The sequence below is a fragment of the Brevibacterium sp. CSND-B09 genome (genome assembly GCF_052906525.1).
Genome location: NZ_JBREGI010000001.1, coordinates 1,788,444 through 1,813,066, shown reverse-complemented (window position 1 = coordinate 1,813,066; position 24,623 = coordinate 1,788,444). Strand labels below are relative to the sequence as shown.

The 24,623-nt window shown below is 65.5% G+C and carries 21 protein-coding genes; 17 read left to right on the top strand and 4 right to left on the bottom strand.

What is annotated here, in order from left to right; genetic code table 11:
* The first annotated feature begins 3 nt into the window (after positions 1-3).
* The 4 genes from ACU4IU_RS08195 (at position 4) to ACU4IU_RS08180 (ending at position 3,576) form a co-directional block, all read left to right on the top strand.
* Positions 4-747 carry an alpha/beta fold hydrolase gene (locus ACU4IU_RS08195; RefSeq protein WP_172172890.1) on the top strand — a complete coding sequence of 248 codons (744 nt, stop codon included), beginning with the start codon at positions 4-6 and terminating at the stop codon, positions 745-747.
* The gene (locus tag ACU4IU_RS08190; protein WP_172173483.1) at positions 747-2,228 is read left to right on the top strand and encodes an aldehyde dehydrogenase; all 1,482 of its coding nucleotides are present in this window, start codon (positions 747-749) and stop codon (positions 2,226-2,228) included. Before ACU4IU_RS08195 ends, ACU4IU_RS08190 begins: the two co-directional genes overlap by 1 nt.
* A 4-nt stretch (positions 2,229-2,232) precedes the next feature.
* The gene (locus ACU4IU_RS08185; protein ID WP_139467772.1) at positions 2,233-2,454 is read left to right on the top strand and encodes a tautomerase family protein; all 222 of its coding nucleotides are present in this window, start codon (positions 2,233-2,235) and stop codon (positions 2,452-2,454) included.
* 75 nt (positions 2,455-2,529) lie between these two features.
* Positions 2,530-3,576 carry an LLM class flavin-dependent oxidoreductase gene (locus ACU4IU_RS08180; RefSeq protein WP_172172888.1) on the top strand — a complete coding sequence of 349 codons (1,047 nt, stop codon included), beginning with the start codon at positions 2,530-2,532 and terminating at the stop codon, positions 3,574-3,576.
* A 124-nt stretch (positions 3,577-3,700) separates the two neighbouring features.
* Here the strand turns inward: ACU4IU_RS08180 and ACU4IU_RS08175 are convergent, their stop codons facing one another.
* From ACU4IU_RS08175 to ACU4IU_RS08165, 3 genes are all read right to left on the bottom strand, one after another.
* Positions 3,701-4,381 (bottom strand): GntR family transcriptional regulator, encoded by a 681-nt coding sequence (locus ACU4IU_RS08175; RefSeq protein ID WP_172172886.1) that lies wholly within the window; start codon positions 4,379-4,381, stop codon positions 3,701-3,703.
* 312 nt (positions 4,382-4,693) lie between these two features.
* Positions 4,694-5,908 carry a formaldehyde dehydrogenase, glutathione-independent gene (gene fdhA, locus ACU4IU_RS08170; protein ID WP_139906550.1) on the bottom strand — a complete coding sequence of 405 codons (1,215 nt, stop codon included), beginning with the start codon at positions 5,906-5,908 and terminating at the stop codon, positions 4,694-4,696.
* Positions 5,909-6,079: 171 nt separating this feature from the next.
* Positions 6,080-7,012, bottom strand: coding sequence for a LysR family transcriptional regulator (locus ACU4IU_RS08165; protein WP_139906551.1), 933 nt, complete (start codon positions 7,010-7,012; stop codon positions 6,080-6,082).
* 262 nt (positions 7,013-7,274) lie between these two features.
* Between ACU4IU_RS08165 and ACU4IU_RS08160 the strand changes: the two genes are divergently transcribed.
* The 4 genes from ACU4IU_RS08160 (at position 7,275) to ACU4IU_RS08145 (ending at position 14,027) form a co-directional block, all read left to right on the top strand.
* Positions 7,275-8,495: an aromatic ring-hydroxylating oxygenase subunit alpha gene (locus tag ACU4IU_RS08160; RefSeq protein ID WP_229664036.1), complete on the top strand. Its 1,221-nt coding sequence runs from the start codon at positions 7,275-7,277 to the stop codon at positions 8,493-8,495.
* Positions 8,492-10,006 carry a flavin reductase family protein gene (locus tag ACU4IU_RS08155; RefSeq protein WP_446656399.1) on the top strand — a complete coding sequence of 505 codons (1,515 nt, stop codon included), beginning with the start codon at positions 8,492-8,494 and terminating at the stop codon, positions 10,004-10,006. Before ACU4IU_RS08160 ends, ACU4IU_RS08155 begins: the two co-directional genes overlap by 4 nt.
* A 47-nt stretch (positions 10,007-10,053) precedes the next feature.
* Positions 10,054-11,406: an MFS transporter gene (locus tag ACU4IU_RS08150; protein ID WP_446656398.1), complete on the top strand. Its 1,353-nt coding sequence runs from the start codon at positions 10,054-10,056 to the stop codon at positions 11,404-11,406.
* A 62-nt stretch (positions 11,407-11,468) separates the two neighbouring features.
* Complete coding sequence (locus ACU4IU_RS08145; protein ID WP_446656397.1) at positions 11,469-14,027, top strand: GcvT family protein; 2,559 nt, start codon at positions 11,469-11,471, stop codon at positions 14,025-14,027.
* A 132-nt stretch (positions 14,028-14,159) separates the two neighbouring features.
* Here the strand turns inward: ACU4IU_RS08145 and ACU4IU_RS08140 are convergent, their stop codons facing one another.
* Positions 14,160-14,753, bottom strand: coding sequence for a TetR/AcrR family transcriptional regulator (locus ACU4IU_RS08140; RefSeq protein ID WP_139467781.1), 594 nt, complete (start codon positions 14,751-14,753; stop codon positions 14,160-14,162).
* Between the two features lie 173 nt (positions 14,754-14,926).
* Here ACU4IU_RS08140 and ACU4IU_RS08135 point away from each other — a divergent pair, with 173 nt between their 5' ends.
* The 9 genes from ACU4IU_RS08135 to ACU4IU_RS08095 all read left to right on the top strand — a co-directional run bounded on the left by ACU4IU_RS08135 (position 14,927) and on the right by ACU4IU_RS08095 (position 24,570).
* Entirely contained in the window at positions 14,927-15,865 is a 939-nt protein-coding gene (locus tag ACU4IU_RS08135) for a hypothetical protein (RefSeq protein WP_446656396.1), read from the top strand.
* Complete coding sequence (locus tag ACU4IU_RS08130; RefSeq protein ID WP_446657585.1) at positions 15,865-17,148, top strand: MFS transporter; 1,284 nt, start codon at positions 15,865-15,867, stop codon at positions 17,146-17,148. The genes ACU4IU_RS08135 and ACU4IU_RS08130 overlap by 1 nt, the downstream gene beginning before the upstream one ends.
* Before the next feature lie 4 nt (positions 17,149-17,152).
* Positions 17,153-17,494 (top strand): DUF1330 domain-containing protein, encoded by a 342-nt coding sequence (locus ACU4IU_RS08125; protein ID WP_446656395.1) that lies wholly within the window; start codon positions 17,153-17,155, stop codon positions 17,492-17,494.
* Positions 17,495-17,603: 109 nt separating this feature from the next.
* A complete protein-coding gene (locus ACU4IU_RS08120) occupies positions 17,604-18,767 on the top strand; it encodes a thiolase domain-containing protein (RefSeq protein ID WP_446656394.1) in 1,164 nt (387 codons plus the stop codon).
* The gene (locus tag ACU4IU_RS08115) at positions 18,767-20,407 is read left to right on the top strand and encodes an AMP-binding protein (protein WP_446656393.1); all 1,641 of its coding nucleotides are present in this window, start codon (positions 18,767-18,769) and stop codon (positions 20,405-20,407) included. The genes ACU4IU_RS08120 and ACU4IU_RS08115 overlap by 1 nt, the downstream gene beginning before the upstream one ends.
* Positions 20,404-21,372 (top strand): SDR family NAD(P)-dependent oxidoreductase, encoded by a 969-nt coding sequence (locus ACU4IU_RS08110; protein WP_446656392.1) that lies wholly within the window; start codon positions 20,404-20,406, stop codon positions 21,370-21,372. The genes ACU4IU_RS08115 and ACU4IU_RS08110 overlap by 4 nt, the downstream gene beginning before the upstream one ends.
* Before the next feature lie 81 nt (positions 21,373-21,453).
* A complete protein-coding gene (locus tag ACU4IU_RS08105) occupies positions 21,454-22,494 on the top strand; it encodes a DctP family TRAP transporter solute-binding subunit (protein ID WP_376905065.1) in 1,041 nt (346 codons plus the stop codon).
* A 1-nt stretch (position 22,495) separates the two neighbouring features.
* Complete coding sequence (locus ACU4IU_RS08100) at positions 22,496-23,050, top strand: TRAP transporter small permease (protein WP_139467788.1); 555 nt, start codon at positions 22,496-22,498, stop codon at positions 23,048-23,050.
* On the top strand, positions 23,047-24,570 hold the full coding sequence (locus ACU4IU_RS08095; RefSeq protein WP_446656391.1) for a TRAP transporter large permease: 1,524 nt from the start codon (positions 23,047-23,049) through the stop codon (positions 24,568-24,570). Before ACU4IU_RS08100 ends, ACU4IU_RS08095 begins: the two co-directional genes overlap by 4 nt.
* Positions 24,571-24,623: the final 53 nt, after the last annotated feature.

Here is a 24,623-nt window from a genome sequence, read left to right as displayed (position 1 = left end):
ACGATGCCGACAGACGATGAAGTCCCGGTCGTGCTGCTCCACGGGGTCGGTCTCGACCGCACGGTATGGTCACGGGTCGAAGCACTGCTGTCCAGGACCGCCTCGGCGATCGACCTGCCCGGACACGGTGCGCAGCCGCCGCTGACCGGCCCCACGGACCTGGCGGCGATGGCATCTGATGTGCTCGCACGGATGCCGGCCGGTCAAGTGCACCTCGTGGGGTTCTCCCTCGGCTCGCTCGTCGCCCAGCAGATCGCGATCGAGGAGCCGACGCGCGTGCGCAGCCTCACCTGCGTGAGTTCCGTGTGCGCTCGCACGCAGGAGGAATCTGCCGCAGTGCAGGGGCGACTCGAAGGAGCGGAGTCGGACTTCCGCGGCAGCATGGAACGAGCACTCGACCGATGGTTCCCGGAAGATGAGGGAGATTCCGAAACGCTGCGGGACGAGACGCGGCCTGTGCTTCTGGCCAACGACCCCGATTCCTACCGCCACGCCTATGCCGTCTTCGCGGCGGGCGACCGGGAGCTCGAATCGAAGCTGAATGCGATCAGCTCACCGACCTTGGCGATCACCGGCGAACTCGACCCGGGATCGACTCCGGAGATGAGCGAGAGGATCGCGAACCGGATTCCGGACACACGGGTCGCGATCGTCTCCGGCGCACGCCACATGCTGCCCGTCACCCACCCTGAGGTGCTCACCGATCACCTCCGCGCCCTGATCAACCACACAGAAGGGAGTCGATGATGACTACGCGACTCGACCATTTCATCGGAGGGGAGCATCGCGCACCCGCCGACGGGGAATACCTCGAGAGCACGAACCCTGCGACCCTTGAGACGCTCTACAGCTTCGCTCGCGGCACAGGCGCCGATATCGCACAGGCAGTCGAGGCCGCGCAGCGAGCCTTCGACTCCACCGCTTGGCAACGGACCACGCCGACGCAGCGAGGGCACCTGCTGCGCCGATTCGGCGACCTCATCGGGCAGAACGCCGAGGAGCTCGCCCGTTTCGAGAGTCAGGACAACGGCAAGCTCCTGCGCGAGATGAAGGGGCAGCTGCAGGGCCTGCCCGAATACCTCTACTACTATGCGGGACTGGCCGATAAGGTGCAGGGATCGCAGATCCCTACGAATTCGCCCGAAGTCATCAACTTCACCCAGCGCGAGGCGCTCGGCGTCGTCGGACTCATCACGCCGTGGAATTCGCCGATGACCTTGACGATCTCGAAGCTCGCACCGGCGCTGGCGGCGGGGAACACCACGGTCATCAAGCCGAGCGAATACACCTCGCGAACGATTCTGCGCCTGGCCGAACTTGCGGACGAGGCCGGTTTCCCCGCCGGCGCCGTCAACGTCGTCACTGGCCTCGGCGCCGAGGCGGGACAGGCCCTCGTCGACGCACCGCAGCTGGCGAAGATCTCATTCACCGGCTCGACCCGGACGGGTTCGGCCATCGCCAAGTCCGCGGCCGGCCGCTTCATCGGATCGACGCTCGAATTGGGTGGAAAGTCTCCGAACATCGTCTTCGACGATGCGAACGTGTCCAATGCGGCGATGGGCGTCATCGCCGGCATCTTCGCCGCAGCCGGACAGACCTGCATCGCCGGGTCTCGAGTCTTCGTCCAGCGCGGGGTCTACGACGAACTCCTTGAAAAGGTCACCGCTAGGGCGGCATCGATCGTCATCGGCGATCCCATGGCCGAGGACACCGAGCTCGGACCGCTCGCCTTCGCGGCTCAGCGGGACAAGGTCGAGGAATACGTCCGCCTCGGCGAGGAAGAAGGCGGACAGATCGCCTACGGGGGCAATCGTCCCGATGTCGGTCTGCCCGGGTACTTCTTCGAACCGACCGTTCTCACGGAGACGACGAACGATATGCGCATCTGCCAGGAGGAGATCTTCGGGCCGGTTGCCGCGATCATGCCCTTCGACACCGAGGAGGAGGTCCTCGGGCTGGCCAACGACACCGAATACGGACTGGCTGCCGGGGTGTGGACGCAGAACCTCGCCCGCGGGATGAGGATGTCGCAGCGACTCGATGCTGGCACCGTGTGGATCAACATGTATCGGGCGATGTCGCCGATGTCTCCTCGGCAGGGTTTCAAGAACTCCGGGGTCGGGGTCGAACACGGTCTTGAGTCGATGCACGAGTACACCAGGCTCAAGAGCGTATGGATCAACACCGACGAAGGGCCGGTCGCAGATCCCTTCGTGCTGGGCAGGTGAGATCATGCCGCTCATCGATATCTCGATCGCGAGAGGGCGCACTCCCGAACAGCTGCGTGCCCTCATCGCCGGAGTTCATGAAGTTGCCGCATCCACGACGGGAGCCGCCGACGAGAACATCACCGTGATCGTCCGCGAAGTAGAGAAGGACCTCTGGTCGCGGACGAACACGACGATCACCGAACGCGAGAGTGCCGCGGCCGGTGTTCGGGAGACCGACGGCTGAATACCGCCACGGCGATCACACATCACTGAAGAACATGTCGGAGGCACGGAGGCCTCCGCTGGGAAAGGAACCATCATGCGCTTTTCACTCTTCCTGCACATGGAACGCTGGGACGACTCGGTCAGCCCTCAAGAGCATTGGAAGAACCTCGTCGAGCTCGTCAAGATCGCCGAAGCCGGAGGTTTCGGCACTGTCTGGATCGGTGAGCACCACTCGATGGAGTACGTCTCCTCGCCGAGCCCGATGCCGCAGCTGGCCTACCTGGCCGCCGAGACGTCGACGATCCGACTGGGATCGGGCACGATCATCGCCCCTTTCTGGCACCCGCTGCGTGCGGCGGGCGAAGTCGCGCTGCTCGATGTGCTCAGCGGCGGTCGGGCCGAGGTCGGCATCGCCCGCGGTGCTTACCAGTTCGAGTTCAACCGCATGGCCGACGGCATGCCCGCAGCCGACGGCGGCGAATACCTGCGTGAACTCGTTCCTGCGATGAAGGAACTGCTCCAAGGTGACTACGCCCATGAGGGCAAGCATTGGCAGTTCCCCGTCTCGACGGCCGTGCCGAAGCCGGTGCAGACCCCGACTCCTCCGATCTGGCTGGCCGCCCGCAGCCCCGAGACTCATGACTTCGCCGTCGCCAACGGCTGCAACGTCCAGGTCACGCCGCTGATGAAGGACGACCGTGAGGTCGAAGACCTGATGAACAAATTCAACACCGCGGTCGCCGCCCATCCCGAGGTCGAGAAGCGCCCCGAGATCATGGTGCTGCGCCACACCTACGTCCACTCCCCGGAGGAGCCGGACGGTTGGAAGGTGGGTGCCGCCGGGGTGAACAAGTACTACCGGACGTTCTCGTCGTGGGCCTTCGGGAAGAAGGACCCCATCGACGGATTCCTCGATCCGACCCCGGAGGAGAACTTCGCCGACCGCCCCGAATTCGAGCTCGAGTCGCTGCACAAGTCAGCGATGATCGGCACCCCGGCGGAGGTGACCGAACGCATCCGCCACTACGAGGACCTCGGCTACGACGAGTACAGCTTCTGGTCGGACAACGCGCTCAGCCATGATGAGAAGAAGGCGTCCCTGCAGCTCTTCATCGACGAGGTGGTTCCGAACTTCCAGTGAGGTGACCAGTTCGCCTGACGGCGTACGCCAACGGGGCCGGGAAACATAGAGTTTCCCGGCCCCGCTGGCGTGCGTCAGAGGTGGCGACGGCTCAGCATCAGGTGGTCCGGCCGTTTTCTGGAAGTCAGGAGTCGCGCTCGAGAGACAGGGTGGTGCGTGTCTGTGGAACGAGGAGTTCCTGGGTCGAGGCGAACACGTGCGCACGCATCGTCGTTTCGGCGCCGAACGGGTCCTTGTCCTGGATCATCGTGAGAATCTGGCGGTGCTCTCGGCTCGAGTCCACTGCCCTGCCCGGATGGTTGAGAGTTTTGCGCACGAGTCTGAAGTAAGCGAGCTGATTCATCAGGCGCGAGTACTGTTCGACGAGTTTGTTGTTGTCCGCTCCGTCGACGAGGGTCTGGTGGAAGTCCTGAACCTGCGAAGCGTAGGTGTCTGTGTCGCCTGCGTTCGACGACACCTCTGATGCTGCGACGATCTCTTCGAGCTGGTCGAGTTCCGGGCAGGGCCCGCGGCGAGCCATCAGGGCGGCGGCCAGGCCTTCGAGGACCTCCTTGAGCTGGAAGAGCTCGACGATCTCGCGTCGGTTCGGCTCGCGGATGAAGGTGCCGACCTTTGGGCGGATTTCGATGAGGCCCTCGAGCTGGAGCTGCTTGAGGACCTCTCGGATCGGGGTTCGGCTGACATCGAACTCCTGTGCGAGGGAGACCTCGGAGAGCGGATTGCCCGGTTCCAGTTCGCCGCTGGTGATCTTCGACCGGATACGCTCGAGAAGCGTGGGTGGCGGGGAATCGGGAGAATTCTGCATAGCCCGATGCTATGTTGCATGCATCAAAAGGGTCAAGGCGAATGTGGTCTATCCTCGCGCTTGGCCGCAACGGCAATGTTTTCTTTGGCTGGGACCTAGGCTCGAGTGCATCTACACACGACTGCGTGGCAAATTCTGCCATGCAAGATACGTCACTTGGGTGCTCTCTTTTCGGTCCATGGGGCACAAAACAGTGGTCGCAATCGGATACTCAGGAGGTCGTCCTGAAAGTATCCGATTGCGACCACTTCTCACCGCTTCACCCGGCTTTCGGCCATGAGAAGCTCGGGCTCAGCGTGAGGTCTGAGAGCCTCAGGCGGAGATGAGGCCGTGCGGGTCGAGGACGAACTTCTTCGCGACACCGGAGTCGAAGTCGGCGTAGCCCTGCGGGGCATCCTCGAGGCGGATCGGGGTCGCATTGACGTTCTTCGCGATCGAGACCTTGTCGTGCAGGATCGCCTGCATCAGCCCCCGGTTGTACTTCATCACCGGGCACTGGCCGGTCACGAACACATGCGACTTCGCGAATCCGAGACCGAAGCGCATCGACAGCGACCCTTCCTTCGCCGCCTCATCGGGCGCGCCAGGATCGCCGGTGACATAGAGGCCGGGGATGCCGAGGCTGCCGCCGGCTCGGGTGATGTCCATGAGCGAGTTGAGCACCGTTGCCGGCGCCTCGTGGCTGGCGTCCTTGCCGTGTCCGCGCGCCTCGAATCCGACGGCGTCGATTCCGCAGTCGACCTCGGGCTCGCCGAGGATCTGCGCGATCTGGTCCTTCGGGTCACCCTTGGAAACGTCGACCGTCTCGCAACCGAATCCGCGGGCCTGAGCCAGTCGATCCTCGTTGAGATCGCCGACGATGACGCAGGCCGCGCCGAGCAGAAGCGCCGAGGTGGCCGCGGCGATTCCGACCGGACCCGCACCGGCGACGTAGACCGTCGAACCCACCCCGACACCGGCGCTGACGGCGCCGTGGAACCCAGTGGGGAAGATGTCGGAGAGCATCGTGAGGTCGAGGATCTTCTCCATCGCCTGATCCTTGTCCGGGAACTTCAGGACGTTCCAGTCGGCATAGGGCACGAGCACGTACTCGGCCTGACCGCCGACCCAGCCGCCCATATCGACATAGCCATAGGCCGAGCCCGGACGATCGGGATTGACGTTGAGGCAGATGCCGGTCTTGCCTTCCTTGCAGTTGCGGCAGCGACCGCACGAGATGTTGAACGGCACCGACACGAGATCGCCGACCTTGACGAATTCGACGTCTCGGCCCACCTCGACGACCTCACCGGTGATCTCGTGTCCGAGCACGAGACCCTCCGGGGCAGTCGTACGGCCCCGGACCATGTGCTGGTCGGAGCCGCAGATGTTCGTCGCCACCGTCTTGAGGATGACACCGTGATCGACCTTGCGGCCGATATTGGCGGGATTGACTCCAGGCCCGTCCTTGAGGACGAATTCCGGGTACTCGGTGTCGATTACCTCGACCTTCCCGGGACCTGCATAGCTGATTGCCTTATTGCTCATCGTTGAGCCTCCATGGGTGCGAAAGCGTGGGAATTCGATATGCGAGTGCGACGAACGGGAGCTCGTCGACAGCTCTGACATATCAGTCTGACATCAGACTTAGATGCAGTCTCGCCGTCGTGAGAGAGCTCTGTCAAGCCCCCGTGTCGGTGGCCGGGCAGAGGTGCCGTTTCAGGAGTCTTCGCGCAGGCGGGTGGAGAGGATGTACTGGGAGGTCGTGCGCAGATGTTGAAGGGAATCCCTGATCAGCGGGGATCTGCGACTGCCGGCGCGGACAGCGGCGATGATCTTCCGGCTCAGTCTCCCGGTGCCCGTCAGCCGCACCCGGCTGACGTTGTCCTCTCCGGCGAGGCTGGCCAGCCTCGGCAGCAGGCTCACTCCGACCCCGGCGCCGACCAGGGCCGCCGACGTCTCCCACTCTGCGGACTCGTGCGCGACCGTCGGCGTCACTCCCGCGGCGGTGAACGCGGCGATGAAGAGCGAATGATAGGGCGAGCCAGGGCCGGCCGTGATCCAATCCTCACCGGCGAGCTCGCTGAGAGTCACCGACTCCCTGCCCGCCGCAGGGTGGCCTGAAGGCACCATGACGTCGAGGGGATCGTCGAGGAGGTCGATGCTCTCGAAGCGGGGATCCTCCTCGACCTGGACATTGCCCTGCATCGAGACGATGACGGCGAGGTCGATGCGCTCGGCGACGAGGAGCTCGAAGCAGCGAGTCGGAGTCGCCTCGATCACGTGGACGCGGACCTTCGGCCGTGAAGCCCGCAGGTTCGCCGCCAAGGGCGCGAGCAGGTTCGAGGATGCGGTCGAGAAGCCCCCGATTCCGAAGTGAGTGGGGGCCTGATCCCCGGCCCCGAGCGCGCCGGCGCGGATGTCCTCCCATGCGGCGGTCAGTTCGTCGGAGCGGCGGACGAGGTAGCGCCCCGTCGCAGTCAGTCGCAGACCGCGACCGTCCTTGACGAGAAGGGTCATGCCCAGGGACTGCTGCAGCTCTCTGAGCTGGCCGGAGACCGCCGATGCGGAGTAGCCGGTGAGCTCGGCGGTGGCGGCGATGGTGCCGCAGGCGGCGAAGGTGCGCAGTGTCGTCAGGCGCGGATCGATCATGCGCACAATTATGCAGTGAATCCGCAGAATATGTAACGAAATCTCGCGCTTTTTCTGCAGGGAGTTCCTCGCTAGTGTGACTGTCGAGATCGTTCCGGCAGCACACGGTCTCCGCGGTCTCCGCCGAGGATTTCGCCCCTTCCATCGGTGGGCCGCTGCAGGCAGACATCAAGGGAGATGAGCATTGACAGCTACTAACCTGGCACCGACGAAGAAGGGCTTCCCTGCGGGATTCACCGAGGAGAAGCTCGACGAGACCCGAATCCGACTCGACACCCGTCGGACAGGCTTCTCGCTCGAAGCTCCGTTCTACACGGATCCCAACCTCTTCAATCTCGATATGCAGGCCATCTTCGGTCAGCACTGGGTCTTCGCGTGCAGCGTCGCCGAGATCCCCGAGCCGGGTGACTATGTCACGCTCGACTACGGTCCGTACTCCCTCATCGTCCTGCACAACGACGACGGCGGCGTCAACGTCCTCCACAACGTCTGCCGCCACCGCGGGGCACGAGTCCTCACCGATGCGCAGGGAACGACGGGCAACCTCGTCTGCGGCTACCACTCGTGGACGTACTCCCCCGAGGGCGACCTCATCCACGCCTCGGCGCCGGGGGAGATGACCTTCGACAAGTCCTGCTACGCACTCAAACGCGCGCACGGGAAGATCGCCGCCGGACTCGTGTTCATCTGCCTGGCCGAAGAGCCGCCGACGGACTTCCACGAGACCGCGAAGATCTTCGAACCTTATATCGCCCCTCATGAGCTGGCGAAGACGAAAGTCGCCTATCAGCAGAACATCGTCGAAGAGGGCAACTGGAAGCTCGTGATGGAGAACAACCGCGAGTGCTACCACTGCGACGGCCACCCGGAGCTCGCGTGCTCGCTGTTCCCGACCTGGGGCCTGACCGATGAGACGATCCCGCCCCACCTCGAAGACGTCTGGGACCGCAACCAGCAGGCGCAGGCCTCCCTCGAATACCGCTGCCGCCGCTACGGCCTGCCCTATGAAGTCGTCGAAGAACTCGACACCCGGGTCGGCGGCATCCGCATCTCCCGCGAATCGCTCGACGGAGCGGGGGAGTCCTTCTCGGCAGACGGGCGCCGGCTGTCGAAGAAGCTGCTCGGCGATCTGCCGGACTTCCGCCTCGGCCGCTGCTCGATGCATCTGCAGCCGAACTCCTGGTTCCACCTCCTCGGCGATCACGTCATCACCTTCGCGGCATTCCCGATCAGTGCCTCGAAGACCCTCGTGCGCACCACTTGGCTCGTCGCCGACGACGCCGTCGAAGGCGTCGACTATGACCTTGAGACCCTCACTCACACATGGAAGCAGACCAACCTGCAGGACAAAGCATTCGTCGAACTCTGCCAGCAGGGAGCGGCGAGCCCGTTCTATGAGCAGGGCCCGTATATGAAGAGCGAATACCAGGTCGAAGCCTTCATCAACTGGTACGTGCAGCGGATGCGGGAGCACGTCGGATGAGATCCTCCGCTGTGCCCGCGCTGCCGCTGGCCCAGCGGGTGCGCGGACTGGAGATGCCCTGGAACCGCGTGCTCTCGAGCGCCTCGGGGCCGGCCGGAGCCGCCACCGCGCTGGGTCCGTGGCACCCGCAGGAATTCGCCGCCGAATGTGTGGAGACCATCCCCGAGGCGGGAGGGATGATGGTCTTCGTCTTCCGTCGCATGGACGGGGCGCCCCTGGCGTTCCGGTCAGGGCAGTACATCAACATCGACTTCCCCATCGACGGACCGAATGCCGAGCCGGTGTCGCGCAGCTATTCGATCTCCTCGGCCCCGACCGAGCCGTGGACGTTCTCTATCACGATCAAACGCGACCCCAAGGGCAGGGTGTCGCCCTGGGCGCATGACAATATCCGCCCCGGCACCGTCCTCGACATGCTCGGCCCGGTCGGTGCGTTCCACCTCGCCGATTATGACCGGCGAGCACGGTTCCTGTTGCTCGCGGCTGGAGCCGGGATCACCCCGCTGATGTCGATGATCCGCACCGTCCACTCGCTGCCCGGCCAGGCCGATGTCGTCCTCCTCTACCACGGAGCCGCACCTGACTCCTTCGCCTTCTCCGAGGAACTCGACTTCCTCGCGAACGTGGATTTCCGGATCAAGGTCATCTACTGCCTCGGCGATCGGGAATGCGGCGACGAATGGGAGGGACGCACGGGACGGCTCTCGACTGCACTGCTCGAGGAGCTCGTCCCCGACGCCAATGGGCGGCAGGTCTTCGCCTGCGGCCCGGAGGGATACCTCAACTCCGCGACCGAACTGCTGCGCGAAGTCGGCGTCGACGACACCTCGGTGTTCATGGAGTTCTTCTCCGGCGATCGTGAGATCCGTGCCGAATACGCCGAGGAAGTCGCCATCGCCGGTGAGATCGCCGAGGAGATCGCGGCGACGACCGAGGAGTACTTCGAGTCCCAGCCGGCCGCGCTCGACATGTACGAACCCGAGTACGACGCCGACGGACCGGTCGAGGCGGTCGGCGCACCGACCGAAGCGGTCGACGCCGAGGCGGTCGTGCCCGTCGACGACGAGGTCGAGATCGAGGTCGTCGGGGTCACCGATGAGAACCTCGCCGAGGTGGGGCCCGGATCTGAGTCCGACGCTGGGCCCGCGGTCCCGGCTGGGGATGGGGCGGCCGCCTCGGCGGGGGAATCGGGCGACGATGACGAAATCGCCGTCGTCGACCCGGCCGCACTGCCTACTGTGGGGCAGGGTGAGCACACGATGTCGTTTGTGCGCACCGGCCTCAACGTCTGCGTCGGGGAGGACGAAACGGTCCTCCAGGCCGCGCGGAAGGCGGGGGTGAAGATCCCCGCGAACTGTCAGGAGGGCATGTGCGGATCCTGCAAGGTCGTCAAGCTCGACGGCGATGTCGAGATGAACCATCTGGGCGGAATCCGCGCCAGAGAGATCGACGCGGGGAAGTTCCTGCCGTGCTGCTCGACGGCGAAGACCGACCTCGTCATCGACGCCTGAACCGGGCGCTGACTACCATATTCGTTCGGTGAGTCGAAGGAGACCACATGACACAGCAGAAGGACATCGACGGCATCGAGCCGGTCCGTCGTGATGCTTTCGCGCAGCGGACCGATGCCGGGCGGATCTCGATCGATGAGGCCCCGCTCAACCGGCTCGTGCTCCTCGTCGCGGTTGCGGCCTTCGGTGGGATCTTCATCGACGGCTACATCCTCGGCGTCATCGGCGGTGCCGTCGCTCCGGCGGCCGCGGAGCTGGGGCTGTCGGCGCTGGGGCAGGGGCTGATTGCGGCGAGCGCGCTCATCGGCATCTTCGTCTCCGGCCTGTTCTTCGGACGGATCGCCGACCGCTATGGACGCAAGCGGGTGTTCTTCTGGAACCTCGTCGGCTTCGTCGTCGTCTCGCTGGCCCAGCTCTTCGTCGTCGGCACATGGGACCTCGTGGCCATGCGGCTGTTGCTGGGCCTGCTCATCGGCGTCGAATACGCGGTCGGCACCGCTCTGCTGGCCGAATTCACCCCACGCCGTCACCGCAGCGTCCTGCTCGGGTCGATCGCGGCGTTCTGGTTCATCGGGTTCATCTCGGCATTCGTCGTCGCCCACGTCTGGGACGCGGATTCGTGGCGAATGCTCCTGGCCAGCAGCGCGGTGCCGGCCCTGGTCGTGCTCATCCTGCGCATGGCCCTGCCCGAATCGCCGAGGTGGCTGCAGGCACAGGGACGCACGACCGAGGCGCAGGCGATCGTCTCCGCCCACTATGGCCCGCAGTACGGACTGCCTCCGGCGCCGACCGAGGTTGTCAAAACCCGCCTGCGTGACTTCTTCCGCGAGAACGACGTTCGCACGGTGATCTACTCCGGACTGTTCTGGTTCTGCCAGGTCGGTCCGCTGTTCGCGATCTTCACGTTCATCGTGCCGGTGCTCGAAGACCTCGGACTCAACAGCGGATTCTCCACGGATCTGCTCATGAACGGGCTCCAGCTCCTCGGTGCCAGCGTGGGACTGTGGCTGCTGTGGCTGCTGCCCCGACGCACGTTCGTCAACTGGACCTTCGCGCTCATGGTGGTCCTGCTCGTCTTCCTCGGTGGATGGGCCGAGCTGCCGTCAGTGGTCGTGCTCATCGTCTTCGGCGCTTTCGTCCTCATCATCACGGCGTCGAACAGCATCCAGTACGTCTATCCGCCGGAGATGTTCACCACCCGGTTCCGCAGCACCGGCGTCGGCTACGCCGCGGCATTCAGCCGAGTCGGTGCGGCCGGAGCGACCTATCTGTTCCCGGTCACGCTCGAACACCTCGGTGTCTCGAGCACCCTGCTCATTGCGGCGATCTTCCCTCTGGTCGGGTTCATCGCTTCGCTCTTCTGGGCACCGGAAACCAAATACTCCGCATTGGACGACTGAGCTCCGCTCCGGCGTCTGCTGCGACAACTGCCTCTACCACCGTCAATAACAAGGAGTACTCAGTGCCGATCTCATCACCACGAGTCGTCATCATCGGAGCCGGCATCGTCGGCGCCAACCTCGCCGACGAACTCGCGCAGCTGGGCTGGACCAACACCCTCGTCATCGAACAGGGCCCGCTGAACATCCCGGGCGGCTCGACCTCACACGCACCGGGACTCGTCTTCTCCTCGAACGCGTCGAAGTCGATGACCGAATTCGCGCAGTACACGATCGAGAAGCTCACCTCGCTCAAGGACGCCGACGGGCGCGGATCATTCCTGCCCGTCGGAGGCCTCGAGATCGCCACCACCGAAGATCGGCTGCAGGATCTGCACCGTCGAGCCGGATGGAACCGCTCCTACGGCGTCGAAGCCGACGTCATCGACGCCGACGAGTGCGCGAAGCTCTTCCCCATGCTCAACCGGGACATGGTCCACGGCGGTCTGCTCACCCCGGGTGACGGGCTCGCGTTGGCGGCGAAAGGCACTCAGATCGTCATCGACCGTGCCCGTGCCGCAGGGGTCGAATTCCGCGACCGCACCACGGTGACCGACATCGAGACCACAGGCGGTCGCGTCAGCGCTGTGATCTGCGGCGATGACCGGATTCCTGCCGATATCGTTGTCTCCTGCGCCGGATTCTGGGGACCGAAGATCGGTGAGATGGTCGGTACTTCGATCCCGCTGCTGCCCTTGGGACACCAGTTCGCCTGGACCACCGAGGTGCCCTCACTCATCGGCAAGAACGAGACGCCCGCCGGGGCGCAGGCGCCGATCCTGCGCTACCAGGACAAGGACCTGTACTACCGCGAATGGGGCGAGCGGATCGGCATCGGCTCCTACGCGCACCGACCGATGCCCGTCGACCTCGACACGCTGCAGACCTACTCACCCGACGAGATCACCAGCGAACGGATGCCCTCGAGCCTCGAGTTCACCCCGGACGACTTCGCCCCCGAATGGGAGGCGACGAAGACACTGCTGCCCGAACTCGCTCAGACTCAGATCCAGCGCGGCTTCAATGGCATCTTCTCGTTCACCCCTGACGGTGGTTCGCTGGTCGGACAGTCCCGACAGGTTGACGGATTCTTCGTCGCCGAGGCGGTGTGGGTGACCCATGGCGCCGGCATCGCCCGCGCTGTGGCCGAGCTCATCGCCGAAGGACGGTCGAAGACCGATCTGTCGGGAATCGATCTCAACCGCTTCGAGGATGTGCAGACGTCAGCGGACTACGTCAGCGAGACCTCCCAGCAGAACTTCGTCGAGATCTACGACATCATCCACCCTCTGCAGCCACGAGTCTCCCCGCGTGACCTGCGCTCGAGCCCGTTCCGGAGGCAGCAGGAGGAACTCGGTGCGTTCTTCCTCGAAACCTCCGGCTGGGAGCGGCCGCACTGGTTCGACGCGAACGCCGCTCTGCTGTCGGAGATGCCGGCCGAGTGGGCGGCACCGGAACGGGACGCCTGGGCGGATCAGTTCCACTCGCCCATCGCCGCAGCCGAAGCGTGGAAGACGCGCACCTCGGTGGCGATGTTCGACATGACCCAGCTCAAACGCTTCGAGGTCACCGGCCCCGGAGCGGGCGAACTGCTGCACGGGATGACCACCTCGTCGATGCTGCGCAAACCGGGAGCGGTCAGCTACACGCTGCTGCTCGACGAAGCCGGCGGCATCACGAGCGACATCACGGTCGCGATCCTCGACGAAGAGACCTACCAGGTGGGAGCGAACTCGAACATCGACCTCGCGGCCATCTCGCGGGCGGCCAGGCACCAGTCGGCCGCCGACCCGTCCAAATGGGTGACCGTGCGCGAGACGACTCCCGGCACCTGCTGTATTGGTCTCTGGGGCCCGCTGGCCAGGGATGTCATCGCCAAGGTCACCGATGAGGACTTCAGCGACGCCGGACTCAAGTACTTCCGCACAAAGCCCGCGGTGCTCGGCGGTGTGCCGGTTACGGCGATGCGCCTGTCCTATGTCGGCGAACTCGGCTGGGAGATCTACACCTCGGCGGATCTCGGGTCGCGACTGTGGGACGTGCTGTGGGAAGCCGGTGAGGAATTCGGCATCATCGCCGGAGGCCGCGAAGCCTTCAACTCGATGCGACTGGAGAAGGGGTTCAGGTCCTTCGGCACCGATATGACCAGCGAACACGAACCGGTTCAGGCCGGACTCGGATTCGCCGTGAAGGCGTCGAAGACCGACGACTTCACCGGCAAGGCCGCGCTGGAGTCGAGGGCCGCAGCCGCGACGACGAAGCTGACCTGCCTCACCCTCGACGTGCCCTCTGACGTGGTGCTCGGCAAAGAGCCGGTGTACGTGGTCGGTAGGTCGGGTGTCGCGGACGGCGGGGCCGCCTCGGCGAAGTCAGACGGATCGGACGGATCGGGTGTCGCGGACGGCTACGTCACCTCGGCGGCTTACGGATACACGATCGGGAAGTCGATCGCCTACGCCTGGCTGCCGAACACTCTGGCGGTTGGTGACGCTGTGCAGATCGAATATCTCGGCCGCCGCCTGCCGGCCACAGTCACCGCCGAGCCGCTCTTCGACCCGGAGATGACTCGCCTCAAAGGGTGATGCCGGGCGGCTCGAATTCTCAGCGAGGAGTCGCCGCCGGACTTCATCGAAAAGCGCATGGAGCGTCGAGACACGGGGGTACACACCCGTTTCTCGACGCTCCATGAGTTTCTCGGCGGGAAGGTTCAGTGCTCAGTGGTCGGCTGAGGGGTCCAACGAGGCGATCGCGGCGATGCCTGCGGCGATCGGCTGGTCGAGCCAGGCGGGGATCTCGCCGCCGATGAAGCCGCGCACCATGCCGTACGGGGTGTCTCGGCAGGCCAGGGCGACGAGCTGCAAGCTGCGAGGGGTGACTTCGCCGAACCGGCGTCGCGTGAGTTCGGAGATATGAGCGACCACGGGATCGTTGAGTCCTGTGAGGTCATCGAGCAGTCCCTTGGGCGGGTCGGCGAGCAATTCTGAGTGCCGGTAGAGGGTGAGAGTCCGGGCCTCGTCGGGATTCTCTCGACAGAACCGGGGGATGAGCAGGCCGGTCTCGACGATCGCCTCGAGCGGGTCATCGACATCCGTGATCGCTGCAAACGTGTCGTGGAATCGGTGCACGCACCGGATCCAGGCAGAAGCGAACAGCGACTCCCGAGTCGGGAAGCGGTGGTAGATCGAACCCGACGGTGCACCGAGCTCATGCGTCACATCGGCCACTGTGGCGGCATGGCCGCGTCGGCCGACAGCGCTGATGGCCGCCGAGAGAATATCGTCCCGCGAATAGAGTGCGCGTTTCGCCATGCTTGTCACGTCCTCTCGCTCCAGGTGTTCGGATCAGTCCGGGGAATCGGAGAATCTGGTCCGAAGGGTTGACCGTGGGGCCACCGTACCTCAAACTAGAGACTAGCATCTAGAGAACGTCCTCTAATTCGGGAGTCGCCGTGACGAACGCACGGATATCAGCACCTGCACCTGTGACATCGCTGCAGCGCGCCGCCATCATCACGGCGATCGTCGCGGTTCTGCCGTATATCGTCTTCAAGATCCTGTGGCTGAGCGGTTCGTCGGTCGGTTCGACCACGTCGGCCGGAGGCGAGGGAATGCTTGCGCCGCGCTTTCTCATCGGTAACACCATCACTCTCGCGATGATGGTGGTGGGCGTGGTCTTCGTGGTGGCGCTGACACGACCATGGGCGCGACGCATTCCGGCACCCGTGGTGTTCGTGCTCGGCGCCGGAGCGGCCGGGCTCCTCGGCCCGATACTGCTGGGACTGCCGCCGGGCATTCTCATTCAGGCGCTCATCGAAGGAGAGGTGCGACTGGCCGAACAGGGAATGCATCCCTGGGTGTTCGGGCTCGTCTACGCAGGATTCTGCGCTCTGGGCGTGGCGATGGCGATCGTCGTCGGAGCCTATGTGATCCGGCGCTGGGGCGATCTTCTGAACACTCCGCCCCCGGCACCGTCGCCGACCATGATCGTCTGCGGTGCGCTCGGTATCCTGCCCTTCAGCTGTGCCATGGCCTTCTGGGCGATTGCGGGACCGGGAAGCACCGGTCCCCAGGGAATGGAGCAGCCGGCACAGCGGATGGTGTTGGCTATGACCGCGCTGTTGGGGTTCCTCTGCCTGCTGTGTCCGATGTTCTCGCGCTATCTCGGGAGATGGCCGCGCGCGGCGTGGCTGGTGACCTGGACCGGGTGCTGCGTTGTGGCTCTCCAAGGGCCGACGCAGATTCTTCTCGCTCAGGGCGGAGAGATTGCGCCGGTGGTCGTCGGGATCGCTGCCCTCGCGACTCCGGGCGCCAGCCTCTTCGGTCTCGCTGTGCTGAGAACCCACCTGCGCAGGCTGGGCCGGACTCACGTGCCGTCTAGCCGGGACCGGCCCCGGCTCGGTGGTGCGGATCGGTCAGCGTGATGCCGCCCTGGCTCTTCGTCCTGCTCGCAGTCTCGTTCGTCCTCTATACGGACGACTATGTCATCGCCGGAATTCTGCCCGAGATCGCAGCCGACCTCGGGGTGACCGAAGGTCAGGCCGGTCAGCTCGTCACGGCATACTCGGCGACCGTAGCCGTGGTCGCGCCGGTGGCAGCTGTCGCGCTCGCCCGGGTCCCGCCACGGCGGCTGTTCCTTGTCGCGCTCATCATCTTCGTGGGAGCAAACCTCGGCGCGGTGGGAACCTCGTCCTTCGGTGTGCTGATGGGGCTGAGAGTGGTGGCGGCCGCGGCGACAGCCAGCGCCACCCCGGCCATCTTCGCGTTCGCTGCGTCCCATGCGCCGACGGAGAAGACTGGCCGCTACCTGGCGACCGTCTCCCTTGGGGTGACCGGATCAATCGCGCTCGGTGTCCCACTGGGGACGTGGATCGGCGGCGCATTCGGATGGCGGGCGACCTTTCTGGCCGTTGCCGTAGCCGGGATGCTCGCGCTCATCGGTGTCCTCCTCACTGTTCCCGGAAGCGGCCGCGGCGACCGCTCTCCACGACTGTCAGAACAGCTGCGCAGCCTCACGCGCGCCCCGATCGCCGTGAGTCTCGCGGCGAACTGCCTGCTCATGGCGGGGACGATGATGGTCCTCACCTACCTGGCGCCCTATCTGAGTGCGACCGCCGGATCCGGAGTCGAGGAACGGGGAGTGGCATTCGGGCTCTCCGGGTTCGCGGGAATGGCCGGAATCTGGCTCGGCGGTCAGGTCGCAGACCGGTGGGGTCCGGGGCGAGCACTGTTCTTCGGGATCGGCGTCATCATCGCCGCCATGGTCGCGATGTGGGCGATGTGGGCTGTCCGGCCAGTGCCCATCTGGCTCGTGCTCATCGTCACGACAGTGTGGGGCGGAATGGCCTTCTGGAACTCACCCGCGATCCAGATGCGCCTGCACACACTGGCCGGACCCCTCGCTGGACAGGCGCTGGCGCTCAACACTTCTGGGACCTACCTGGGCATCGCGTTCGGAGCTGCCGTCGGCGGAGTCGTGCTCACCGAGGCGGGTCCCGGAGTCCTGCCGCTGGCCGCTGCGGGATTCGGGCTGGCTGCTCTGTTTCTGTTGGAACTCGTCCGGCGGTCGCCGCCGGCTGGACGGGCGCGAGACACCGATGTGACGCCGCCTGCTGGCGAGGCGTCCCACGGCAGCAAATCCTCGAACCACAGAGATCAATCGCACCACCGCAACTCATCGAAGCACACAGAGAACACAGGAGAGTGACACCATGACCGCCTACGCGATCGCCCACCTGCAGCAGTTCGCGCCGCACCCCGAGGTCGCCGAGTACATCGACCGGATCGGCGAGACCTTCGAACCCTTCGGAGGACAGTTCCTCGTCCACGGCACCGCCCACGAGGTGATGGAAGGGCGGTGGCCGGGACACGTCGTCATGATCGCCTTCCCCGACGCTCGGCTCGCTCACGAATGGTGGGACTCACCGGCCTATCAGGACATCGCCCCACTGCGTTCGCGCCATATCGACACCGACATCGTCATCGTCGAGGGAGTGGCCGAGGGCTACGATCCGCGGACCACGGCTCAGGCCGTGCGCAACCAGCTCGGCTGAACGACACCAATGTTCCATATGGTGGATTTTCTTTGACCAGCTGGTGGGACCGGGAAAGTATGAGAGGACAGTGCTCGTTCCGCAGAGCCCGGTACCCGAAGGAGTGTCCATGTCCTCACCTGCGATCATCGGCTGGTCCCACGGAAAGTTCGGACGATCCGAATCACCGCTGCCCCAGATGATGGCCGACGTCGCCCGCGACGCCATCGCCGAGGCGGGATTGGAACCGGCTGACATCGACGTCATCCACGTTGGCGTCTTCAACAACGGACTCTCCCGCCAAGGCTTCGAAGCCGCACTGCCGGGCACCGTGTTCCCCGAGCTCGCCCGCACACCCGCCCACCGGCACGAGAACGCCTGCGCCACCGGGTCCGCCGCGATCTTCGCAGCCCACGACTCCATCGCCGCCGGCCGCCACAAGACCGCCCTGGTCATCGGCGCCGAACGCATGACCCAGGCCTCCGGCCACGACGTCAACGAAGTGCTGCTCAGCGCCAGCTTCAGGGAAGAGGAAGAGCACTTTAAGTCCTTCGCCGGAGTCTTCGGCGAGATCGCCCGCCAGTACTTCGACCGATACGGCGACCACTCCGAAGCACTCGCGAAGATCGCCGCGAAGAACCACGCCAACGGATCGCAGAATCCTCTGGCACACATGCAGAAGGACCTCGGCTTCGACTTCTGCAACACCGTGAGCGAGAAGAACCCGTACGTCGCCGAACCCCTGCGCCGCACCGACTGCTCGATGGTCTCCGACGGGGCCGCGGCCCTGGTCCTGGCCGCCGAGGATGTCGCCGCCTCCGCATCGCAGGCCGTGACCTGGAGAGGCATGGGCAACGCCAACGACGTCCTGCCGCTGTCCCAACGCGACCCGCTCGAGATGGCCGGCGCCCGCGCCGCCATGGAGCAGGCGCTCACATCTGCCGGCATCGGCATCGACGACCTCGACTTCCTCGAGACTCACGACTGCTTCACCATCGCCGAGCTCCTCGAATACGAAGCCTTCGGACTCGCCGCCCCCGGGCAAGGCCACACCCTGCTCGACGACGGTGCCACCGAGGTCGGCGGCCGCCTGCCCGTCAACCCCTCCGGCGGACTCAAGGCCAAGGGCCACCCCATCGGCGCCACCGGTGTGTCCATGCACGCCCTCGCCGCCGCCCAGCTGACCGGCCGCTCGCCCGGCATCCAGATCGAGACCCCGGAACTCGCCGGCGTCTTCAATATGGGCGGTGCCGCCGTATCGAACTTCGCCTCCGTGCTCGAGCGCGTCCGCTGATGCGCGCCATCTCCCAGACATCCCCGGCCAAGGACTTCACGCCCACACCTCGGCGCGGGGTCAACGTCTCCCACTTCCTCACCCAGACCGCCCGCCGGATCCCCGACCGCCTCGCCGTCGTCGACGACGATCACGGGCAGCGGTGGACCTGGGCCGAACTCGACGCCCGCGCCGAAGCGCTCGCCGCTGCCCTGCAGACCGGTGGAGTCGACCGCCGCGACACCGTCCTCCTCGTCTCGGCCAACCACGCCGAGGTGATCCAATCCTTCTGGGGCATCCTGCGCTCCGGCGGTGTCATCGCCCCACCGAACGCGGCCCTGTCGACCGAGGAGCTGCTCGGCATCAGCGCCGAAGTCGCCCCCGCCGCCGTCATCGCCGACCGCGCCCACGCCGACTTCGTCACCGCTCTCAAAGACACCGGCTTCACCGGCCCCGTCTTCTGGATCGGGGACCTGCCCACGGCGCAGGCGGCAGCCGCACCGGCAGAAGCCGTCGACTCGGCAGTCGACGAGGACGATCCCTGCTGGTACTTCTTCACCTCCGGGTCGACCGGGCGACCCAAGGCTGCGACTTTCACGCACCGCCACCTCGGCGCGGTGCTGATGAATCACCGCTGCGACCTCTTTCCCAACGAGGACGAGACGGGGGCGTCCCTCGTGCTCGCGCCGCTGTCGCACGGTGCGGGCATCCACATGCTCGGTCAGGTCTTCGGCGGCACCCCGTCGATCATCCACCCCGGTGGCAAGCCCAGCGTGGAGTCCCTGTGGCCGGCCATCGACGCCTACGGGATCACGAACGCCTTCACCGTCCCGACCATTCTCAACCGCATCGCCGCCGGCTACCCAGAAGGCCGCGGTCCCGAGGACCACACCCTCGAGCGGGTCATCTACGCCGGAGCCCCGATGCTCGCGACCGACCAAGCCCGGGCACTCGAGAGGCTCGGACCGTGCCTCGTCCAGTACTTCGGACTCGCCGAGGTGACCGGAGCGATCACGATCCTCCGCCCCGAGGACCACGGAGCCATCCCCGTCGACTACGCCGGCATCGGCACCTGCGGCCGAGCCCGCACCGGAGTCGAAATCGTCATCGTCGACGAGGCCGGCACGCAGCTGCCCGCCGGTGAGCAGGGCGAAGTCTGTGTGGCCGGACCGACCGTGTGCGCCGGCTACCTTGGCCGCCCCGATGCGAATGCCGAATCCTTCGCCGGAGGGCTCTTCCACACCGGCGATGTCGGCTACCTCGACGAACGCGGGTACCTCTTCCTCACCGGCCGCAAGTCCGATATGTACATCTCCGGCGGTTCGAACGTCTACCCCCGCGAGATCGAGGAGCTCCTCCTCACCGACACCGAGGTGGCCCAGGCCGTCGTCGTGGGCGTGCCCGACCCGCAGTGGGGCGAGATCGGCGTGGCCGTCATCGAACGCGCGCCGTCGACCGGGAACGAAGGTGCCGGTGGCGCCGATGCCGATGCGGAGGACCTGGCCGAACGGCTGACCGCGCTGTGCAAGTCGGGGCTGGCGAAATACAAGGTGCCCAAGGAGATCCACTTCGTCGAGACCATGCCGGTCACCGCCTACGGCAAACTCGCGCGCAAGGAACTCAAGGCCGAATACTCCCAAGGACGGGGCAGCGCACGATGAACACGACAGAGACGGCAGCCGTGTCAGTGCCGACAGGTAGGTTAGTCGGCACGACGATCATGGCCATCGGCTGCGGCACTCCGGACGGGGAGGTGAACAACGGCTTCGCTGCAGCGATCGGATTCCTTCGCGAGGGAGCGAAGGTCTGCATCGTCGACCGTGACCCGAGGGCGCTTGACGAAGCGACACGGGCCCTCGCCGAGGCGGCCGCCGCCGACGGTGCTGACGGCACTGACCGTGTCGACCTCAGCAACCGTCGCGACGGTGAGCCCGACCGCGACACCGGTGCCGATCGCGTCCCCGGCACGGGCGTCCACCTCGGCGGGGTCGACCTCGACTCCCAGCTGACCACGGTTGTCGCCGATGTCGGCGACGAAGGCTCCCTGGCCGCGGCGTTCGCGCACTGCGCCGACCGCCTCGGTGGACCGACCGTGCTCCACTACAACGTCGGTATCGTCGTCAACGGGGGAGTCGACGAACTCGACACCGACGGCTTCCGACGTGCCCTCGATATCAACCTCACCGGGGCGTTCTCCTCGATCAAGCATGCTCTGCCGCATATGCGTGCGGCCGGGCACGGGTCGATCATCACGGTGTCCTCGGTCGGCGGCATGCGCTACATGGGGTATGACTATCCGGCGTATGCGGCGTCGAAGGCCGGACTCATCGAGCTGACGAAGGTCGTCGGCGCGCAGTACGCCTCCGAAGGCATCCGTGCGAACTCGATCGCTCCGGGCCTCATCGAGACCCCGCTCATCCATCGCTCGATCTCGGGCCACTACGGCTCGGTCGAGGAGATGCTCGCCGCTCGGCATGCGCAGTCACCGACGGGGAAGATGGGTCGGCCCGAGGACGTAGCGGACCTCGCGGTGTTCCTCGCATCAGGCGAATCGGCTTACATCAACTCCACTCTCATCCCCGTGGATGGGGGACTGACCCATTACGCGGGGATGCCGAAACGATGAGGCGGACGGCGGAATCCACCGCGGTCGGGGCCTGACCCCACCGAACCCAACGACAGTGACATAACGGAAATCAAGGAGGCAATGGTGCCGAGAACACGGACGACGAGGAGCATGCTCGTCTGGTCCGCCGTACTGATGGTGTGCGCCCTGCTGCTGGCAGGGTGCGGAACGAACTTCGGCACCACCGACGACGGAAAGCAGCGCTACCGGTGGAAGATGACGGTGACGACCGGATCGACCTCGACGTGGTACCTCGCGGCGGAGAAATTCGCGAAGGACCTCGACGAGGAGACCGACGGACGGATCACCATGAAGGTCTTCGCCAACGAACGGCTGTCGGCCGGTGAGGCCACGGCCGGAGTCGAACAGCTCATGGACGGGGCGAAGGACTTCTCCTACAACTCGCCGATCATCTACGCCGGCGTCGACCCGCGCTTCGGTGCCGTCACCGCCCCCTTCGTCTTCGACTCCGTCGAGGACGGTCAGAAGGCGCTCGCCGGAAAAGGCGGGGACGTCTACGGCGACTACCTCGCCGAACGCGGAGTGCACCTGCTCGGCTTCGGCGAATCCGGAATGCGGCAGCTGACGAACACGCATCGGCCCATCCACACGCCCGAAGACATGAAGGGCATGAAGTTCCGCATCCCCGGCTTCGGCATGTACACCGACCTCTACCGCGGACTCGGCGCGAACCCGACGACGATGCCCTTCGGCGAGGTCTTCACCGCCCTGCAGCAAGGTGCAATCGACGGGCAGGAGAACCCGATCGACGTCATCTACTCGGCGAACCTGCAGGAAGTCCAGCCGTACCTGACGCTGTGGAACTACTCCTATGACCCGCTCGTCCTCGGCATCAACAAGGACCTCTATGACTCACTGACTCCGGAGGACCAGAAGCTCGTGAGCCGCCTGGCCGGCGAAGCCAACGACTTCCAGATCAAGAAGAACAGGGACGGCGAAGAGAAGCTCATCGCCGAACTCGCCGACTCAGGCATGGAGGTCAACGAACTCAGCGATGAGGAGAAGGACGCCTTCCGCGCCAAGCTGGGTCCGATCTACAGCGAATACCGCAAGGTCTGGGGACCGGACATGTCCCAGGCGTTCATCCCGAAAGGACTGTGAGATGAGAGTCATCAGATTCTTCGAGGACTGGGTCGTCATCGCCTCGTTCATGGTGATCGTCCTCGTCACCTTCGTCAACGTCCTCTCCCGCTACATCTTCAAGGCCTCACTGGCCTTCTCCGAGGAGATCACCATCAACCTCCTCGTCGTGCTCACGATGATGGGAGCCGTCGTCGGGATCCGCCTCGGCGCGCATCTCGGGTTCACCTACCTGGTGGAGAACGCGAAGGGCAGTGTCCGCCGGGCACTGCTCATCACCGGCACCACTCTCATCGTCGTCTTCCTCGCCGTCCTCCTCATCTGGGGCGGCGAGATGACCATCGCGCAGGGGCTGCGCGGCCGGGCGACGCCGTCGCTGGGGATCCCGCAATGGCTGTTCACCCTGTCGATTCCCTTGGCCGGGCTGCTCGGAATCTTCCGCAGCCTCCAGGCCCTGCGGACGGCACTGCACGAGGACACCTCCGCCGAGGCAGTCGTCGAGCGGCTCGCCAGCGAAGCCGCCCCGACCATCGACTCGTCCGAATTCTCAACCGACTCCGAAGGAGGCCGGAAATGATCGCGCTTCTGCTCTTCGGCAGCTTCTTCCTCTTCCTCGGTCTCGGGATCCCCGTCGCCTTCGCCCTCGGCCTCTCCGCCGTCGTCACCCTGGTGACCACCGACGGTGTGCAGGTCCTCGACGTCGTGCCCTCGGTGATGTTCCCGTCGATGAGCTCGGGCACGCTGCTGGCGATCCCGTTCTTCATCCTCGCCGGCATCGTCATGCAGTACACGGGCATCTCGCAGCGACTCGTCGACCTCGCGTTCCTCATCTTCGGACGCCTGCGCCACGGCCTGGCCGCGGTGACGATCATCTCCGCGTTCTTCTTCTCCGCGATCTCCGGATCGGGACCGGCCACCGTGGCCGCGATCGGTGCGATCCTCATCCCCGCGCTCGTGCGCAACGGGTACCAGAAGAAGCACGCGGTCTCCCTCGTCGCGGCCTCCGGTTCGATGGGCATCGTCGTGCCGCCGTCGATCGCGTTCATCATCTTCGCCGTCGTCGCCGCCGAGTTCGGCAAGATCTCGATCTCCCGACTGTTCATCGCCGGCATCGTGCCCGGCATCATCATGGCCGTTGCGTTCTTCATCGCCGCCCTGTTCGTCCCCAGGGTGCGTGAGCTCGCCGGTCTGCCGGTGAGAACGAAGCCCGACGCCGAGGCGGTCACGGGGTCGACGTCGACCGGAACGTCGGCGTCCGGTTCCGCCGGTGCTGACTCCGCCGGGAACGGCGGTTCGGGTGACAGCGCGGCAGGGAGCAAGACCCAGCTGCTGACGGCGAACGGGAAGGCCGCCTCGGCGAATTCCGGATCCACCGGATCGAGCGTCGGCGCCGCGGATCCGACAGCCACGGTCAACCCCGAGGGCGGGTTCGGCGAGATCATGACCGCGCTGGTCAAGGCCATCCCCGGGCTGCTCATTCCGGTGATCATCCTCGGCGGGATCTACGGCGGAGTCTTCACCCCCACCGAGGCGGGAGCCGTCGCATCCGTGTACGCGCTCATCGTCGGGGTGTTCGTCTACCGGGAGCTGACCTGGAAGGACATGCCGAAGGTGTTCCTCGAATCCGGGGTCTCGACCGCGGTCATCATGTTCATCGTCGGCGTGGCCAGCCTCTTCTCCTACGTCATCACCGTCGAAGGGGTGGCCGACCGGATCTCGACGGCAGTGCTGGGGGTGACGGACAACAAGTACCTCATCCTCGCGGCGATCACGATCATCCTGCTCATCGTCGGTGCCTTCGTCGACGCGATCAGCGCGTTCTACCTGTTCATCCCGATCCTCGTGCCGATCCTCATCGGTGTAGGCGTGGACATGACGACGATCGGCGTGTTCATGACCGTCAACCTCGCGATCGGCCTGTTCACGCCGCCGGTCGGACTCAACCTCTATGTGGGTGCGGGCATCGGGAAGGCCAAACTCGAGGAGGTCGTGCGCGGGATCCTGCCGTTCCTCGTCTGCGCGATCGTCGCCCTGCTGCTCATCACGTACATCCCGGCGATCTCGAACTGGCTGCCTGACCTGCTCGGGGTCGGGTAGTTCGGGCCGGTCGGCTGTCGGAGTCGGCGCCTGCGGGCGTCGGCTCGGGCAGG

Coding starts and splice junctions, on each gene's coding strand:
- ACU4IU_RS08195 (WP_172172890.1), top strand. CDS start 4: ATGCCGACAGACGATGAAGTCCCGGTCGTGCTGCTCCACGGGGTCGGT.
- ACU4IU_RS08190 (WP_172173483.1), top strand. CDS start 747: ATGACTACGCGACTCGACCATTTCATCGGAGGGGAGCATCGCGCACCC.
- ACU4IU_RS08185 (WP_139467772.1), top strand. CDS start 2,233: ATGCCGCTCATCGATATCTCGATCGCGAGAGGGCGCACTCCCGAACAG.
- ACU4IU_RS08180 (WP_172172888.1), top strand. CDS start 2,530: ATGCGCTTTTCACTCTTCCTGCACATGGAACGCTGGGACGACTCGGTC.
- ACU4IU_RS08175 (WP_172172886.1), bottom strand. CDS start 4,381: ATGCAGAATTCTCCCGATTCCCCGCCACCCACGCTTCTCGAGCGTATC.
- fdhA (WP_139906550.1), bottom strand. CDS start 5,908: ATGAGCAATAAGGCAATCAGCTATGCAGGTCCCGGGAAGGTCGAGGTA.
- ACU4IU_RS08165 (WP_139906551.1), bottom strand. CDS start 7,012: ATGATCGATCCGCGCCTGACGACACTGCGCACCTTCGCCGCCTGCGGC.
- ACU4IU_RS08155 (WP_446656399.1), top strand. CDS start 8,492: ATGAGATCCTCCGCTGTGCCCGCGCTGCCGCTGGCCCAGCGGGTGCGC.
- ACU4IU_RS08150 (WP_446656398.1), top strand. CDS start 10,054: ATGACACAGCAGAAGGACATCGACGGCATCGAGCCGGTCCGTCGTGAT.
- ACU4IU_RS08140 (WP_139467781.1), bottom strand. CDS start 14,753: ATGGCGAAACGCGCACTCTATTCGCGGGACGATATTCTCTCGGCGGCC.
- ACU4IU_RS08130 (WP_446657585.1), top strand. CDS start 15,865: ATGCCGCCCTGGCTCTTCGTCCTGCTCGCAGTCTCGTTCGTCCTCTAT.
- ACU4IU_RS08125 (WP_446656395.1), top strand. CDS start 17,153: ATGACCGCCTACGCGATCGCCCACCTGCAGCAGTTCGCGCCGCACCCC.
- ACU4IU_RS08120 (WP_446656394.1), top strand. CDS start 17,604: ATGTCCTCACCTGCGATCATCGGCTGGTCCCACGGAAAGTTCGGACGA.
- ACU4IU_RS08115 (WP_446656393.1), top strand. CDS start 18,767: ATGCGCGCCATCTCCCAGACATCCCCGGCCAAGGACTTCACGCCCACA.
- ACU4IU_RS08110 (WP_446656392.1), top strand. CDS start 20,404: ATGAACACGACAGAGACGGCAGCCGTGTCAGTGCCGACAGGTAGGTTA.
- ACU4IU_RS08105 (WP_376905065.1), top strand. CDS start 21,454: ATGGTGCCGAGAACACGGACGACGAGGAGCATGCTCGTCTGGTCCGCC.
- ACU4IU_RS08100 (WP_139467788.1), top strand. CDS start 22,496: ATGAGAGTCATCAGATTCTTCGAGGACTGGGTCGTCATCGCCTCGTTC.
- ACU4IU_RS08095 (WP_446656391.1), top strand. CDS start 23,047: ATGATCGCGCTTCTGCTCTTCGGCAGCTTCTTCCTCTTCCTCGGTCTC.